Annotated in this window: 13 protein-coding genes; 4 read left to right on the top strand and 9 right to left on the bottom strand. The window is 59.5% G+C overall.

From position 1 onward, the window contains the following. Positions 1-3 precede the first annotated feature (3 nt). The 9 genes from prfB to ACVBEG_RS05300 all read right to left on the bottom strand — a co-directional run bounded on the left by prfB (position 4) and on the right by ACVBEG_RS05300 (position 10683). Positions 4-1099, bottom strand: a protein-coding gene (gene prfB, locus ACVBEG_RS05340) for a peptide chain release factor 2 (RefSeq protein WP_322178184.1) whose coding sequence is annotated in 2 segments (ribosomal slippage) — positions 4-1026 and positions 1028-1099 — 1095 coding nt in all. Because the reading frame shifts where the segments join, the coding sequence is not laid out codon by codon here. Between the two features lie 133 nt (positions 1100-1232). Further along, a complete protein-coding gene (locus ACVBEG_RS05335; protein ID WP_323566021.1) occupies positions 1233-2243 on the bottom strand; it encodes a PleD family two-component system response regulator in 1011 nt (336 codons plus the stop codon). A gap of 48 nt (positions 2244-2291) precedes the next feature. Beyond that, positions 2292-3299: a chemotaxis-specific protein-glutamate methyltransferase CheB gene (gene cheB, locus ACVBEG_RS05330; RefSeq protein WP_447107432.1), complete on the bottom strand. Its 1008-nt coding sequence runs from the start codon at positions 3297-3299 to the stop codon at positions 2292-2294. Then, positions 3296-5644, bottom strand: coding sequence for a response regulator (locus ACVBEG_RS05325; RefSeq protein WP_447107431.1), 2349 nt, complete (start codon positions 5642-5644; stop codon positions 3296-3298). The genes cheB and ACVBEG_RS05325 overlap by 4 nt, the downstream gene beginning before the upstream one ends. After that, complete coding sequence (locus ACVBEG_RS05320; protein ID WP_322215245.1) at positions 5641-6330, bottom strand: chemotaxis protein CheW; 690 nt, start codon at positions 6328-6330, stop codon at positions 5641-5643. The genes ACVBEG_RS05325 and ACVBEG_RS05320 overlap by 4 nt, the downstream gene beginning before the upstream one ends. Next, positions 6327-7628 carry a protein-glutamate O-methyltransferase CheR gene (locus ACVBEG_RS05315; RefSeq protein WP_322215243.1) on the bottom strand — a complete coding sequence of 434 codons (1302 nt, stop codon included), beginning with the start codon at positions 7626-7628 and terminating at the stop codon, positions 6327-6329. The genes ACVBEG_RS05320 and ACVBEG_RS05315 overlap by 4 nt, the downstream gene beginning before the upstream one ends. Then, complete coding sequence (locus ACVBEG_RS05310; protein WP_447107430.1) at positions 7625-8161, bottom strand: chemotaxis protein CheW; 537 nt, start codon at positions 8159-8161, stop codon at positions 7625-7627. The genes ACVBEG_RS05315 and ACVBEG_RS05310 overlap by 4 nt, the downstream gene beginning before the upstream one ends. Positions 8162-8170: 9 nt before the next feature. Continuing rightward, positions 8171-9793 carry a methyl-accepting chemotaxis protein gene (locus tag ACVBEG_RS05305; protein ID WP_447107429.1) on the bottom strand — a complete coding sequence of 541 codons (1623 nt, stop codon included), beginning with the start codon at positions 9791-9793 and terminating at the stop codon, positions 8171-8173. A 140-nt stretch (positions 9794-9933) separates the two neighbouring features. Continuing rightward, positions 9934-10683, bottom strand: a complete 750-nt coding sequence (locus tag ACVBEG_RS05300) for a tellurite resistance TerB family protein (RefSeq protein ID WP_447107428.1) — start codon at positions 10681-10683, stop codon at positions 9934-9936. A gap of 196 nt (positions 10684-10879) precedes the next feature. Here ACVBEG_RS05300 and ACVBEG_RS05295 point away from each other — a divergent pair, with 196 nt between their 5' ends. From ACVBEG_RS05295 to ACVBEG_RS05280, 4 genes are all read left to right on the top strand, one after another. After that, positions 10880-11794, top strand: a complete 915-nt coding sequence (locus tag ACVBEG_RS05295; RefSeq protein WP_322178175.1) for a LysR family transcriptional regulator — start codon at positions 10880-10882, stop codon at positions 11792-11794. A gap of 135 nt (positions 11795-11929) precedes the next feature. After that, positions 11930-13393 carry a gamma-aminobutyraldehyde dehydrogenase gene (locus ACVBEG_RS05290; RefSeq protein WP_447108442.1) on the top strand — a complete coding sequence of 488 codons (1464 nt, stop codon included), beginning with the start codon at positions 11930-11932 and terminating at the stop codon, positions 13391-13393. Between the two features lie 118 nt (positions 13394-13511). Beyond that, complete coding sequence (gene ydcS, locus ACVBEG_RS05285) at positions 13512-14663, top strand: putative ABC transporter substrate-binding protein YdcS (protein WP_322178173.1); 1152 nt, start codon at positions 13512-13514, stop codon at positions 14661-14663. A 143-nt stretch (positions 14664-14806) separates the two neighbouring features. Next, complete coding sequence (locus ACVBEG_RS05280) at positions 14807-15847, top strand: ABC transporter ATP-binding protein (RefSeq protein WP_322178172.1); 1041 nt, start codon at positions 14807-14809, stop codon at positions 15845-15847.

Below are 15847 nucleotides of genomic sequence, written 5' to 3'. Positions count from 1 at the left end.
GGATTACAGCCCTTGCTTGAGGCTGGCCACAAGGTACTCATCGATATCGCCGTCGAGCACGTTGACGCAGTCGCTTCTTTCGATACCGGTACGCAGATCCTTGATCCGCGACTGGTCGAGCACATACGAGCGAATCTGATGACCCCAGCCGATATCCGACTTGGTGTCTTCCAGGGCCTGCGAAGCGGCATTGCGCTTCTGCACTTCCTGCTCATACAAGCGTGCCCGCAACATTTTCATCGCGGTGTCTTTGTTCGCGTGCTGGGAACGTTCGTTCTGGCAGCAGACCACCGTGTTGGACGGTATGTGCGTAATCCGTACCGCCGAGTCGGTGGTGTTAACGTGCTGACCACCGGCACCGGAGGAACGGTAGGTGTCGATTCGCAAGTCCGACGGGTTGATGTCGATTTCGATGTTGTCATCGATTTCCGGCGACACGAACACGGCCGAGAACGAGGTGTGGCGACGGTTGCCCGAGTCGAACGGGCTCTTGCGCACCAGGCGGTGCACACCGATCTCGGTGCGCAACCAACCAAAGGCGTATTCACCCTTGATGTGCAGAGTCGCGCCTTTGATCCCGGCGACTTCACCCGCGGACAATTCCATGATGGTGGCGTCGAAACCGCGTTTATCCGCCCAGCGCAGGTACATGCGCAGCAGGATGTTGGCCCAGTCCTGAGCCTCTGTACCGCCAGAGCCGGCCTGAATATCCAGATAAGCGTTGTTGGCGTCCATCTCGCCGCTGAACATCCGACGGAATTCCAGCTTCTCCAGCGACTCGCGCAAGCGCTCGACTTCAGCAGCCACGTCGTCCACGGCAGCCTGATCTTCTTCTTCGGCGGACATCAACAGCAGGTCTTTGGCGTCGACCAGGCCAGAGGACATTTCGTCCAGGGTGTCGACGATCTGCGCCAGCAAGGAACGCTCGCGGCCCAGGTTCTGTGCGTACTCGGGGTTGTTCCAGACAGCAGGATCTTCAAGCTCGCGATTGACTTCAGTCAGACGCTCATGCTTTTGATCGTAGTCAAAGATACCCCCGAATGGTTTCAGAACGCTCGGACAGGTCCTTGATGCTGTTTAGGATCGGGTTGATTTCCATGGTGGGCAGCACTCGTAGGCGAACTTTTGAAAGCCGACGAGTATAACTCACCACCGACCGCTAAGGCAGTCCATTGGGCAGGCCTTACGGGAGTTTCTGCGCTGCACGATTCCACCGCCGATGCCGCAACGGATCAGCTAACCCCCACCACCACCTGATTGCGTCCATTGTTCTTCGCGGAATATAAACCCTTGTCGGCGTCCATGATCAGTTGGCGACTGTTGGAGCCCGGTTGCGGGATCATGGTGGCTAAGCCGATGCTGATAGTCAGGATCGAGCCCGGCAAAGGGAAAATGTGCGGGATATTGAGGCCCTCCACGGTCTGGCGCAGCTTTTCGGCCAGCAGCCGCGCACCGCCTGGTGAGGTGGTTGGCAGCACCAGGGCAAACTCTTCCCCACCGTAACGCGCTGGCAGATCGGAAGATCGACCGCAACTCTCGCGAATCGCACTGGAGACCTGACGCAGTGCTTCGTCACCTTCAAGATGGCCAAAGTTGTCATTGAAGGCCTTGAAGTAGTCCACATCAATCATCAACAACGAGATCTGGCTTTGCTCACGCAGTGCCCGGCGCCACTCCAGCTCCAGGTACTCGTCGAAGTGCCGACGATTGGACAGGCCAGTCAAGCCGTCCGAGTTCATCAAGCGCTGTAACACCAGATTGGTATCGAGCAACTGCTGCTGACTGACGCGCAAGGCTCTATAGGCTTCATCACGCTGCAACAGAGTCATGTACGAGCGAGAGTGGTAACGAATGCGCGCCACCAACTCGATGGTGTCCGGCAGCTTGACCAGATAATCGTTGGCACCGGCCGCGAAGGCCGCGCTTTTGATCAGCGGGTCTTCCTTGGTCGAGAGTACGATGATCGGAATATCGCGGGTCAGCGGGTTGTTGCGGTACTCACGCACCAGGGTCAGACCATCGAGGCCCGGCATGACCAGATCCTGCAAAATCACCGTCGGCCTGATCAAAATAGCCTGGGCAATCGCCTGATGCGGGTCGGCACAGAAGTGGAAATCGATGTTATCTTCGTTGGCCAGCCCACGGCGCACCGCTTCACCAATCATTGCCTGATCGTCGACCAACAGCACCATCGCCGAGTTCTCGTCGGTCTTCTTGAAACCATCTATTTGCAAATCATGCATGCCGGGGCTCCTGCTCTCTGACTGGTCGTGAACACGCCTGAAAAGTCATTAGCCGAACACCTCGATCAATCTGGGCGCAATTTTTTCCAGTGGCCGAATTTCGACAGCTGCATCGATCGCGGCAGCCGCCTTGGGCATGCCATACACAGCACAGCTGTGTTGATCCTGAGCGATGGTCAAAAACCCCTGCTGTCGCATCAACTTAAGCCCTTGAGCACCATCGCGCCCCATCCCCGTTAGCAACACACCCACCGCATCTCCACTCCAATAGCTGGCCACACTCTCGAAAAAAACGTCGATCGAGGGCCGATAAATTTCGTTTACGGGCTCGGCGGTGTACGCCAGACTACCGTTTTTCAATAAGCGAATATGGTGATTGGTGCCCGCCAGCAAGACTGTTCCCCGCTCTGGCGGCTCGCCGTCACGGGCCAGACGCACGGGCAAACCAGACGCACTGGCCAGCCACTCAGCCATCCCGGCGGCAAAAACCTGATCCACATGCTGAACCAGCACAACAGCCGCAGGAAATGACGCGGGCAGGCCCTTCAGGAGAACTTCCAGCGCTGCCGGGCCGCCCGCGGAAGAGCCGATAGCCACCAGACCCTGGCGCTGTACGCTCGCACGCAAAGGCGTGGCGACCGTGCGCACGCAACTGTCGCGCTGACCGATCAACCAGTCAATATTGAGGATCTTGCGCAATAGCGGGGCCGCTGCGTCCTTGGGATTCCCTGCGCCCAGGGCGGGCGTATCGACCACATCCAGCGCGCCGTACCCCATGGCTTCGAACACCCGATGGACATTCTGCTGTCGGTCCACGGTAACAATGACGATGGCGCACGGTGTAGCGGCCATGATCTGTCGGGTCGCTTCGACGCCATCCATGACCGGCATGATCAGGTCCATCAGGATAAGGTCCGGCGTCAGCTGCGCACAGCGCTCGACGGCTTCGGCGCCATTGGCCGCGACCCAGACCACCTGATGCGCGGGCTCGAAAGCGATGGCCCGGCGCAGGGCCTCCACGGCCATGGGCATATCGTTGACGATAGCGATCTTCATCCCTGCGCACCTCCGATCAACTCCATCACGGCATCGAGCAAAGCGTCGTCATGAAAGCTGGCTTTAGCCAAGTAATAATCCGCACCGGCATCCAGACCTCGACGGCGATCTTCTTCTCGGTCCTTGTATGACACCACCATCACCGGCAGGGACTGCAAACGACTGTCCCGACGCAACAGGGTAACCAGCTCGATACCGTCCATGCGCGGCATGTCTATATCGGTGATCAGCAAGTCAAAGTCTTCGGCACGCAAGGCATTCCAGCCGTCCATGCCATCCACCGCCACCACCACTTCATACCCACGATTGAGCAGCAACTTGCGCTCCAGCTCACGCACCGTCAGCGAGTCATCGACCACCAACACCCGCTTGCGCGCTACGGCATCGGCTTGCTGGCCGCCCCGGCCGATGCGCTCCAGACGTCCGGTGTTGAGCAGTTTCTCCACCGAACGCAGCATATCGTCCACATCAATGATCAATACCGCCGAGCCATCGTCGAGCAAGGCCCCGGCTGAAATATCCTGGACCTTGCCCAGTCGCGGATCGAGGGGCAGCACCACCAGCGTGCGCTCACCGATAAAACGCTCGACCGCCACGCCATATACGGCATCCCGCTCACGAATGATCACGACCTTGAGCACGTCACCGACAGGCTGGCTTTGCGGGCGCTGAAGCAACTGGCTGGCGGCCACCAGTCCTACGGGACGGTCGTCGTACCAGAAATGCTGACGCCCCTCCAACTGCACGACTTCGCTGACCTGCACATCACGCATGCGTTCGATGTGCGCCAAGGGGAATGCATACGCCTCCCCACCGACGTCGACCACCAGACTGCGGACCACCGACAGGGTCAGTGGCACTGTCAGTTGGAAGCGGCTGCCCTGCCCTGCGCCCTGTTCGACTTCGATCGCCCCACGAAGTTGGCGGACCATATGCTGCACCGCGTCCAGGCCAACGCCACGCCCGGACACTTCGGTGACTTTGTCGCGCAGACTGAAGCCGGGCAGGAACAAAAAACTCAGCAGCTCATCTTCACTCAGTTGCTCAGCGGTTTCAGCGGGCGACAACTGGCGCTTGATGATGCTGCGACGCAGTTGATCGAGATCGACACCCGCGCCGTCGTCACTGACTTCCACCACCAACAGGCCGGCCTGATGGGACGCCCTGAGCCGGATGACGCCTTCTGCAGGCTTACCTGCCAGCAGCCGCTGCTCGGGCAATTCGATGCCATGATCCACCGCGTTGCGCAGCAAATGGGTCAAGGGCGCTTCAAGCTTTTCCAGCACGTCACGGTCAACCTGGGTCTTTTCGCCTTCGATTTCCAGGCGCACAGGCTTACCCAACTCGCGGCCCAGGTCGCGGACCATGCGCGCCTGACCGACCAGCACATCGGCAAAGGGGCGCATCCGACAGGCCAGTGCAGTGTCGTACATCAACTGCGCACGCTGGCTGGCCTGCCAACCGAACTCATCCAACTGAGAGGTCTGCTGGGTCAGCATCGCCTGGGCTTCGGACAGCAAACGCCGGGCTTCTTCGAGTATTTCCAGGGCCTCGACGCTTGCGCCGGACTCTTTGAGGCTCACATCCAGACTGTCGAGGGTCCTCGCGCTTTTATTTTGCAGACGCTTGACCCGCTGCATTGTCGCCAGATACGGCTTGATCCGCTGAGTTTCGACCAGCGACTTACTCGACAAGTCGAGCAAGCTGTTCAGGCGATCGGCCGTCACCCGCAAGACGCGCTCACCGCCTTCAGCGATCCGTTGGTTTTGACGGGGCGCCTCAGCCACGACAGAAGCAAGGACAGAAACCGGGTCCGGCTCGGTGTACGGCGCAGGAGTATCAAGGCGCAGTGCAGCGGCCAATAAATCGATAGTGGTCATCTCGGGCATGGACAGAAGCGATTCAAGCGACGGCTGTGCAGACGTTGCCGACGCTGAATCGCCGGTGGCGGCACCTGGCGCCAGCAACGCGTTCATTTGCAGCACATACGCGTCGATATCCGCAGGGCTAACGCCCGTACTGCCTGGCGTGGCGATGCGCATCAGCAAGTCGGTACCCAGCAGCAAAGCATCGATATGCTCGGGCCGCAGGCGCAACCTGAATTCTTGGGCGCTGACCAGGCAATCTTCCATTACATGGGCCACGCTGACCCCGGCATCGACCCCGACAATCCGCGCCGCGCCCTTGAGCGAATGGGCGGCGCGCATGCAGGCTTCCAGGTGCTCTGCCTGCGCGGGATTGCGTTCCAGCGCCAGCAAGCCGGCACTGAGGACCTGGGTTTGTGCTTCGGCTTCCAGCGTGAACAACTCAAACAGCGAGGCATCGCGCATTTGTTCTGGGGTCATGTGAGGCTCCGGTTCACCGCCGACAGCAGTTGATCTTCATCGAGCAGGCGCAAACTGCGCGCTTTCCACTGCAGAACGCCCTGGGTAAATCTGGCATGGGTCTGATGACCCGCGTCGGATGCCGAGTCCAGTTCACGCTCATCCATGGCATGGATGCCATCGACCTCGTCCACCGGCACCACGACCGGGCCACCCTGAGCGGCGACGATCAGCATACGCGGCATGATCCGCGCCGAGGGCGTCACCACTGGCGAGTTGTCCAGGCCCAGCAACTCAACCAGCGACAGGCAGGCCACCAGCGCGCCCCGTACATTGGCGACGCCAAGCAACGCCCGCGAGCGTTGATGCGGCAGAGAATGAATGGCCTGCAACGGCGCCACTTCGACCAGACAGCGGGTGGGCAACCCGAGCCATTCTTCGCCCAGACGAAACACCAGGATCGAGCGGGTCTTGATCTCGCTGTGAGCCTCAAGGGTATGGCCCTGCACCCGATGTTCCTGGGCCAGGGAGTAGCGATCCAGCAGGCGCGTGGCGGCAGCTGAATACACCGAACAGTTACGGCAATGAATATGCTCGGCCAGCAATGGGCAAGAACGCTCGCCATGTATACCAATACGGTTCCAGCAATCGTCGATTACCTGAAGGTCTTGCTGGGTCAGGCTTGGTTCGCTCAGCTGGCCGCTCATCGATTACGTCCTTCCTTGCTCAGGCCACGGGCAGCCCGGTCCTGCAAACGGCGGGCACCTTCGGTATCGCCTTGAGAGGCCAGCAGAGTCGCCAACTGCGCCAATGCCTCGGAATGTTGTGGCTGCAGGTACAACGCTTTGCGATACAAACCCTGCGCCTCCGCCGTCTGGCCGCCGAGATCGCTGAGCAGTCCCAGCCAATAAAACACTTGGGCTACCGGCTCATATAGTTTCAGGTAGCGCTCGCAGGCCGCGCGCGCCTCGGCACTTTTACCCTCGTTGGCCAGGCTTGCGATGTTTGCCAGCAAGCTGGCGGCTTCATTGTCGAGGCCCCCTGCCGGAGTGGGTACAGCTCTGGCGCTTGCAAGGACCGGCGGGCTTGACGCAAACGATCGGGGGCTCGCCCGCAACGGCAGACTGGCCCGCGAACGAGTAAAGGTCGCTGGCACCGGGGTTGGAAGCGACAGGGGCACAACAGCAGCAGGCGGCACTTCGGCTTTTTCCGCGCAGCGGCTAAAAGCAAACGACTGCGCAATACCGATTGAACGCATGCCCAAACGCGCCAGCAGACTGCCCTCGGCCGGACCGATAAACAACACGCCTTCTTCGCGGGTCATGCGCTTGAGCACCTCGAAAACGCGTTGTTGGGTCGCCAGATCGAAATAGATCAACAGATTGCGGCAGAACACGAAGTCATAAGCGGGTCTCGCCGCCAACAACGTCGGATCAAGCACGTTACCCGTCTGAAAGTTGACCTGGTTACACACCCGTTCATTGAGTAAAAAACCATCGACCTCAGCACTGAAATACTGGTCACGAAAGGTTATTTGCTCACCGCGAAACGAGTTTCTGCCATAAATCGCCCGCGTTGCCCGCTCGATGGACAAGGGACTGATATCGATGCCATCGACCTGAAACTGTTGCGGGCAAATCCCGGCATCGAATAGGGCCATGGCAATCGAATAGGGTTCTTCGCCCGTGGAACAGGGCAGGCTGAGGATACGCAGCGGTCGCGAGCCCATCAGTTCCGCCAGTCGCGTCTGCGCCAGCTTGCCCAGGGTCGAAAACGATTCCGGGTAACGAAAGAACCAGGTCTCGGGGACAATCACCGCTTCGATCAGCGCTTGCTGCTCGCTGGCCGACGTCTGCAACAACTGCCAATAGCCGTCACTGTCCTGCGCGCTCGATGCGGCGCAACGCTGGCGCACGGCGCGCTCGATGATCGCTTCACCGACCGAGGCAACGTCCAGACCGATGCGGTCCTTGAGGAAGGAAAAGAAACGCGCGTCATTGCTCATGGCGCCTCCTCGAACAGCTCGATATTCAAGGGTTGGGCAGGATAAAGCAGCTCGCGCACCGAATCACTGAGCAGGTCCTGGACCCGAATCCATTGCAGCAACCCTTGTTTGTCTTCGCGTACCGGGCCGAGATAGGGTGACAGTCGATTATCCAGACCGTATTCCTTGAACTCGCGAGGCGGGCAACGCAGGGTATCAGTGGCCTGCTCCAGAATCAGGCCGAGCAACTGACCGGATCGGTCAGCGTCCGGGCGATAGTGAACCAGGACCAGACGGGTACTAGTTCGAGTCTGTGCCGGGCGGCCAAAGGTGAGCGCACTGAGATCAATCACCGGCACCACCACGCCCCGGTACGCAAACACCCCGGCCACCCAATGTGGCGCCTGGGGGATGGGTCTGAGATGCAAACGTGGGAGTACTTCGGCGATTTCGACCGCCTCCAGGGCGTAACGCTCGTCACCTATGTGAAACAACAAAAACAGCTTGTTCTGCGGTAACGCCGGGGCGCCACGCTTGGCTGAGTGCTCGATCATCGTCCGGTCTCAGACTTTGAAACGCGAGACGCCGCTGCGCAGCCCCACCGCCACCTGGCTCAGCTCATCAATGGCGAAACTGGCCTGACGCAACGACTCAACTGTCTGGCTGCTGGCATCACCCAGTTGCACCAGCGCCTGATTGATCTGTTCGGCACCGGTGGCTTGCGCCTGCATGCCTTCGTTAACCATCAGGACTCGCGGCGCCAAGGCCTGCACCTGATAGATGATCTGCGAAAGCTGCTCGCCGACCTGCGTCACTTCGAACATGCCACGACGGACTTCTTCGGAGAACTTGTCCATGCCCATCACGCCTGCGGACACGGCCGACTGAATCTCACGAACCATCTGCTCGATGTCGTACGTCGCCACGGCGGTCTGATCGGCCAAGCGACGTACTTCAGTCGCAACCACGGCAAAACCGCGCCCATACTCACCCGCTTTTTCCGCTTCGATGGCTGCGTTGAGCGACAAGAGGTTGGTCTGGTCGGCCACTTTGACGATGGTCACTACCACCTGATTGATGTTGCCGGCCTTCTCATTGAGGATCGCCAACTTGGCGTTGACCAGATCGGCAGCCCCCATGACCTGATGCATGGTCTCTTCCATACGCGCCAGGCCTTGCTGGCCGGTGCCTGCAAGGATCGAAGCCTGATCCGCGGCGGAGGTGACCTCGGTCATGGTGCGCACCAGATCACGGGACGTGGCGGCGATTTCTCTGGAGGTCGCACCGATTTCCGTGGTGGTGGCAGCCGTTTCGGTGGCCGTGGCCTGTTGCTGTCTGGAGGTCGCGGCGATCTCGGTCACCGAGGTGGTGACCTGTACCGACGAACGCTGGGCCTGTGAAACCAGGCCCGTCAACTCGGTCATCATGTCGTTGAAGCCAGTTTCGACTGCACCGAACTCATCTTTGCGGTCCAGGTCCAGGCGCTTGCTCAAGTCACCGGTGCGCATGACCTCGAGAATCTGCACGATGCGCTGCATCGGCGCCATGATTGCGCGCATTAACAGCAAGCCACAGCTCGCGGCAGCAGCCAGGGCGATCAGCAGGGAAATACCCATGCTGATTTTCGCGTCAGTCACCGAGACGCTAATTGATTCGGCCGCATGGTCAGCCAGTTTCTTGTTTTCGGTGATCAACGTATTGATAAGATCGCGACCCAGATTCCAGACAGGGGACAGCTGCGTGTTGAGCGCACTGCGGGCCTTGATAAAATCATTGGCTTGATAAAGCGCGAGAACGTCATCGAGGGCTTTCCGATAAACCTCATGTTGCCTCTCAAATGAATCGAAGCGGACCTGGTCATCTGAGCTGAAAATGGTTTTCTTATAGTTGCTCACTTCGTTTTCGAGGATGGCTTCGTTAGCCTTGAACTGCTCAAGTTCAGCCGTCGTAAGCGGCCGACCTTCGTCTTCGCCGAGCAGCTTCAAGGTGACAACGTAACTAGTGCCCCATGCATTGCGGATGGTGGTGCTGTAATAAAGGCCCGGCAGAGCATCAGTGCGGACCTGCTCCTCGCTGGACTGAATAGAAAGCAGTCGGGAGTACGACACGACAACCATCAACAACATGATGGCGATGATCACAGCGAAACTCGCCAGAATCCGTTGGCGCAACGTCCAGTTCTTCACAGTCAGCCCTCAAGAGTTCAACACCGGCAGCATCCGCCGAGTTCAAGAAGTGGACCAACAGACGGCCCAAAGCAGGCTGAGTATAGCCCAGCCCCCTTAAGGCTAATACGGGTGTTTCCGACATACTTTCAGCTGGTTGCTCACCCTTTATCAGAAGCCTGCCGCACCTGCGCCTCAAGCTCTACCTTGAGTGCAGGGTCCAACCTGAGTTGGCGAGCAAGTTCGTCAAGATAGGCGCGCTCCATAAAGTGCTCCTCATCCACCAACATCACGCTGGCAATGTACATTTCGGCGGCCATTTCCGGCGTGTTCGCCGCTCGAGCGACTTCTGCCGGATCGAGAGGTTTGTTGAGTTCGGCCTGCAACCAATGCCGCAGCTCCTGATCGTTGGTCAGTTTGGTGAATTCACCCTCTATCAACTGACGCTCACGGTCATCAACATGGCCGTCCGCCTTGGCCGCAGCCACCAGTGCCTTGAGAATCGCCTGACTGTGCTCTTCTACCTGCGGCGCTGGCAGCCGGTCAATAGTTTGTGGCTCGGAGTGTGGGGCTGTGCCTTGATTGGCTTGCCAATTGCCATAGGCTTTGTAGGCCAAAACCCCCAGCGCCGCGAGACCACCGTAGGTCAGCGCCTTGCCGCCCACCTTGCGTGCGGTTTTATTACCCATCAGCAAACCCATCGCACCAGCCGCCAATGCTCCGCCGCCCGCACCGGACAGGAACCCACCCAACCCTCCGCCCGCCCCACCGAGCAAACCGCCTAACCCCCCTGAACCGCCCGCAGCGGGGGCGCTGTTATCGGAATGATTGCCCGTTCGTACGCCAGTTTTGTTCTGTAGCAGGTCCTGCCCGGACTTAAGCAGTTGATCGAGTAAGCCACGCGTATTCATGGGAAAGCCTCCAGAACTTGTCAGTCGTTTCGTGGCCAGCAGAGTAGAACGAAGTGTGTCCTGGCAGGTTTGAGGAGTGCTTCGAAATGTTGCATGGCCCTCCAGGCAGCGTCACTCGCTCAACTATCGTTTAAAAAGATATACACTCTGAAACATCTAAAAAACCAATCAACAACCTCGCCAGAGCTGCCCTCTCATGATGACGTTGCGCCAGATCCGTCACTTCATCGCGGTCGCGGAAACCGGTTCGATCTCGGCCGCCGCACAGGCGGTGTACATTTCCCAGTCCACGCTGACGTTGGCGATCCAGCAACTGGAACAGGAAATCGGCGTCACGCTGTTCAACCGCCATGCCAAGGGCATGAGCCTGACCCATCAGGGCCACCAGTTCCTGCGCCAGGCGCACTTGATCCTGGCCACGGTGGACAACGCCAAGCGCAGCCTGCAACAAAGCACCGACCAGGTAGCAGGCCAGTTGATTGTCGGCGTGACCAGCCTGGTGGCGGGCTATTACCTGGCGGACTTGTTGACTCGTTTTCAGCGTGCTTACCCCAACGTCGACATCCGCGTAATGGAAGACGAGCGCCCGTATATCGAGCATTTGCTGGTCAGCGGCGAGATTGATGTCGGGGTGTTGATCCTGTCCAACCTCGAAGACCGCTACGCCCTGCAAACCGAAGTACTCACCCACTCACCGCACCGGGTCTGGCTGCCTGCGCAGCACCCCCTGCTGGAACACGACAGCATTAACCTGGCAGACGTCGCTCGCGAGCCGTTAATTCAGCTCAATGTCGATGAAATGGACATGAATGCCCAGCGCATGTGGTCGCGAGCCGGCCTGCAACCGCACATCACACTGCGCACAGCTTCGACCGAAGCCGTCCGGAGCCTGGTGGCAGCCGGACTCGGGGTTTCCATCCAGCCAGACATGACCTATCGGCCCTGGTCGCTGGAGGGCGACATCATCGAAGCGCGCCCCTTGGCGGACCTCAGCCAGACCCTGGACGTAGGCCTGGCATGGCGCCGAGGCACGGCACGACCCGCGTTGGTCGACCCCTTTTTGAGCGTCGCCCGCGAGCAACCTCATACCGGGCGCAGGCTATCTATTTAATCGAACGCAGCTTTCAGTATTTAGCATTTGTCGACCTCTCGCCCGCGCACTAGTCTCTGTGGCTATAGATGGCCGGGCGCGCCAAGGAGCAAGCCCATGGACCCCACGGCCACAAAAAAAAAGAGAGCACCCAACATGCCCGGCGCGCAACCGACCCCATTGTTCACGGCACTGTTAATCGACGGTGAACTGGTCGCAGGCCAAGGTTTCGTCGAACCGATCCTCAATCCAGCCACCGGCGAAGTACTGACTCATATTGCCGAAGCCAGCATTGAACAAGTCGAATCCGCAATCCTCGCCGCCCACCGCGCCTTTGCCAGCTGGTCTCGAACCACACCGCAACAACGCTCGAACATCCTGCTGTCCATTGCCAACGTCATTGAAAAACAAGCCGATCAGCTCGCCCGCCTGGAATCGCTGAACTGCGGCAAGCCCCTGCACCTGGCGCGCCAGGATGACTTAAGCGCGACGGTCGACGTGTTCCGTTTTTTCGCTGGCGCCGTGCGCTGCCAGACAGGACAACTCTCCGGCGAATACCTGCCAGGCTACACCAGCATGGTTCGGCGTGACCCGATTGGCGTGGTGGCGTCCATCGCGCCGTGGAATTACCCGATCATGATGGCCGCCTGGAAAATCGCCCCGGCACTGGCGGCGGGCAACACGTTGGTGTTCAAACCGTCCGAACACACACCACTGTCGATCCTGGCGCTGGCCCCGGCGCTGGCTGAGCTGTTGCCGCGCGGGGTCATCAATATCATCTGCGGCGGCGGTGAAGGTGTCGGTAGCCATTTAGTCAGCCACCCGAAAGTACGCATGGTATCGCTGACCGGTGACATCGTTACCGGACAAAAAATCCTTCAGGCAGCCGCCAAAACCCTCAAACGCACGCACCTGGAACTGGGCGGCAAAGCCCCGGTCATCGTCTGCAACGACGCTGACATTCAGGCGGTGGTTGAGGGCGTGCGCACCTACGGCTACTACAACGCGGGGCAGGATTGCACGGCCGCGTGCCGAATCTACGCACAGACAGGCATTCATGATCGCTTGGTGGCCGAACTCGGCGCGGCGGTCAGCAGCCTGCGCTTTGCCGGCAAACGTGACGCCGACAATGAAATCGGTCCGCTGATCAGCACCCGCCAGCGTGATCGGGTCGCCAGCTTCGTCGAGCGTGCATTGGGCCAGCCACACATCGAGCGCATTACGGGCGCAGCGGTGCATTCCGGGGCAGGCTTCTACTATCAGCCGACCCTGCTCGCCGGCTGCAAACAAACCGACGAGATCGTCCAGCGCGAGGTGTTCGGTCCGGTCGTCACCGTGACCCGCTTCGATCAGCTTGAGCAAGCGGTGGACTGGGCCAACGACTCGGAATACGGCCTGGCGTCGTCGATCTGGACCCAGAATCTGGACAAGGCCATGCAAGTGGCCGCGCGCTTGCAGTACGGATGCACCTGGATCAATAGCCATTTCATGCTGGTCAGCGAAATGCCCCACGGCGGCCTCAAGCGCTCGGGTTATGGCAAGGATTTATCCAGCGACTCGTTGCAGGATTACAGCGTGGTGCGCCACATCATGGCGCGTCACGGGCAAGACTTGAGCTGAACAACGCTCAAGACGAATGACTGCACTACGCTTTACAGCACTCTAATAATCAGCCCGAAAAGGGCATGTCGTACCCGTTCAAAACTGCCCCGACCATAATTAAAGAAGAGGGAATCCCATGTCAGTGCTCAAGACCGCAGTACTCAGCGCTGTAGTCACCGGTATGTTCACCAGCTGCGGTGTCTCCGCGGCAGAGATGCTCAAAACCGTAGGCGACGGCGAGGGCCAGCTCGATATTGTCGCGTGGCCGGGCTACATCGAACGGGGTGAAAGCGACAAGGCATACGATTGGGTAACCGGCTTCGAGCAAGAGACCGGCTGCAAGGTCAGCGTCAAAACTGCCGCCACCTCCGATGAGATGGTCAGCTTGATGGCCAAGGGCGGTTATGACCTGGTGACGGCATCAGGCGATGCGTCGCTGCGACTGATCGTCGGCAAGCGGGTCCAGCCCATCAACACCGCGCTGATTCCGAACTGGAAGAACATCGACCCGCGCCTGGCGAACGGTCCTTGGTACGTGGTCAACAAACAAACCTACGGCACGCCTTATCAGTGGGGCCCGAACGTGCTGATGTACAACACCACTGTGTTCAAGGTCGCGCCCGTCAGCTGGAGCGTGGTATTCGAAGCGCAAAACCTGCCAGACGGCAAACCCAACAAAGGCCGTGTGCAGGCTTATGACGGCCCGATCTATATCGCAGATGCCGCGCTGTACCTGAAGTCGACCCAGCCTGAACTGGGGATTAAAAACCCGTATGAACTCAACGAAACCCAGTACAAGGCGGTCCTCGACCTACTGCGCAAACAACAGCCGTTGATCCACCGTTATTGGCACGACGCCACCGTCCAGATGAGTGACGTCAAGAACGAAGGCGTCGCGGCCTCCAGCTCATGGGGCTACATGGTCAACGGCCTCAAGGCTGACAAACAGCCTGTGGCCTCGACCATTCCAAAAGAAGGCGCTACCGGCTGGGCTGACACCACCATGCTCCACGCCGACGCTAAGCACCCGAACTGTGCCTACAAGTGGATGGACTGGTCGCTGCAACCTAAAGTCCAGGGCGACGTTGCCGCCTGGTTCGGTTCATTGCCAGCAGTACCCGCAGCGTGCAAGGCCAGCGAACTGCTGGGTGCCGAAGGGTGCGCGACCAATGGTTTCGACCAGTTCGACAAGATCGCTTTCTGGAAAACCCCGCAAGCTGAAGGCGGCAAGTTCGTGCCGTACAGCCGCTGGACCCAGGATTACATCGCGATCATGGGCGGTCGCTGAGTCCGTCTGAAGGTCCTGCGGACCTTACCGCAGGCAAACCATGCTCCTACAAAATCTGCGCTGTCCCTGTAGGAGCGGGCTTGCCCGCGAGCGACTGCAAAGCAGTCGCAAATGATTCACCCGCATTTTCGGAGCTACACACCATGACGCTTGCAGTCCAGTTCACCCACGTTTCCCGTCAGTTCGGCGAAGTGAAAGCCGTTGACCGGGTTTCCATTGATATTCAGGACGGTGAGTTCTTTTCCATGCTGGGCCCGTCGGGCTCGGGCAAAACTACCTGTCTGCGCTTGATTGCCGGTTTCGAGCAGCCGAGCGCAGGCTCAATCCGCATTCATGGCGAAGAGGCGGCAGGCCTGCCGCCCTATCAGCGTGATGTGAACACCGTGTTCCAGGACTATGCGTTGTTCCCGCACATGAACGTGCGGGACAACGTTGCCTATGGCTTGAAGGTCAAGGGCGTCGGTAAAGCCGAACGTCTCAAGCGTGCCGAGGAAGCCTTGGCCATGGTCGCGCTCAATGGCTACGGCGACCGCAAACCGGTGCAACTCTCCGGCGGCCAGCGTCAACGTGTTGCACTGGCACGCGCCTTGGTCAATCGGCCCCGCGTGCTGCTGCTCGATGAGCCGCTGGGCGCCCTCGATTTGAAGCTGCGCGAACAGATGCAAGGCGAGCTGAAGAAGCTCCAGCGCCAACTCGGCATCACCTTTATTTTCGTCACTCACGATCAGACCGAAGCCCTGTCCATGTCCGACCGCGTGGCGGTGTTCAACAAAGGGCGCATCGAGCAGGTCGATACCCCACGCAATCTGTACATGAAGCCGGCCACCACCTTTGTCGCCGAGTTCGTTGGCACCTCCAACGTATTGCACGGCGAGCTGGCCCTGCAATTGAGCGGCATCGCTCAACCGTTTTCGATTCGCCCGGAACACATCCGCTTTGCCGAAGGCCAGGTTGGCAGTCACGAGATCCAGGTCAGCGGCCTGCTGCACGATATTCAATATCAAGGCAGCGCCACCCGCTACGAACTCACCCTCGACAACGGCCAGACCCTGAATATCAGCCAGGCCAACAACCAGTGGCTGGACACCAGCACGCACTACCAGACCGGTCAGCGAATCACCGCACGCTGGGCCCGTGAGGCGATGATCACGCTGCACGAACCGGCCGCGGGCGAGGGTCTGTGA

The organism is Pseudomonas sp. GG8 (genome assembly GCF_052976945.1).
The sequence above is the reverse complement of the archived record's forward strand: the minus strand, read 5'-3'. Positions and strand labels throughout refer to the sequence as shown.

Bases quoted from the DNA above. Each gene is read 5' to 3' on its own strand.
- ACVBEG_RS05335 (WP_323566021.1), bottom strand. From the start codon at position 2,243: ATGCATGATTTGCAAATAGATGGTTTCAAGAAGACCGACGAGAACTCG.
- cheB (WP_447107432.1), bottom strand. From the start codon at position 3,299: ATGAAGATCGCTATCGTCAACGATATGCCCATGGCCGTGGAGGCCCTG.
- ACVBEG_RS05325 (WP_447107431.1), bottom strand. From the start codon at position 5,644: ATGACCCCAGAACAAATGCGCGATGCCTCGCTGTTTGAGTTGTTCACG.
- ACVBEG_RS05320 (WP_322215245.1), bottom strand. From the start codon at position 6,330: ATGAGCGGCCAGCTGAGCGAACCAAGCCTGACCCAGCAAGACCTTCAG.
- ACVBEG_RS05315 (WP_322215243.1), bottom strand. From the start codon at position 7,628: ATGAGCAATGACGCGCGTTTCTTTTCCTTCCTCAAGGACCGCATCGGT.
- ACVBEG_RS05310 (WP_447107430.1), bottom strand. From the start codon at position 8,161: ATGATCGAGCACTCAGCCAAGCGTGGCGCCCCGGCGTTACCGCAGAAC.
- ACVBEG_RS05300 (WP_447107428.1), bottom strand. From the start codon at position 10,683: ATGAATACGCGTGGCTTACTCGATCAACTGCTTAAGTCCGGGCAGGAC.
- ACVBEG_RS05295 (WP_322178175.1), top strand. From the start codon at position 10,880: ATGATGACGTTGCGCCAGATCCGTCACTTCATCGCGGTCGCGGAAACC.
- ACVBEG_RS05290 (WP_447108442.1), top strand. From the start codon at position 11,930: ATGCCCGGCGCGCAACCGACCCCATTGTTCACGGCACTGTTAATCGAC.
- ydcS (WP_322178173.1), top strand. From the start codon at position 13,512: ATGTCAGTGCTCAAGACCGCAGTACTCAGCGCTGTAGTCACCGGTATG.
- ACVBEG_RS05280 (WP_322178172.1), top strand. From the start codon at position 14,807: ATGACGCTTGCAGTCCAGTTCACCCACGTTTCCCGTCAGTTCGGCGAA.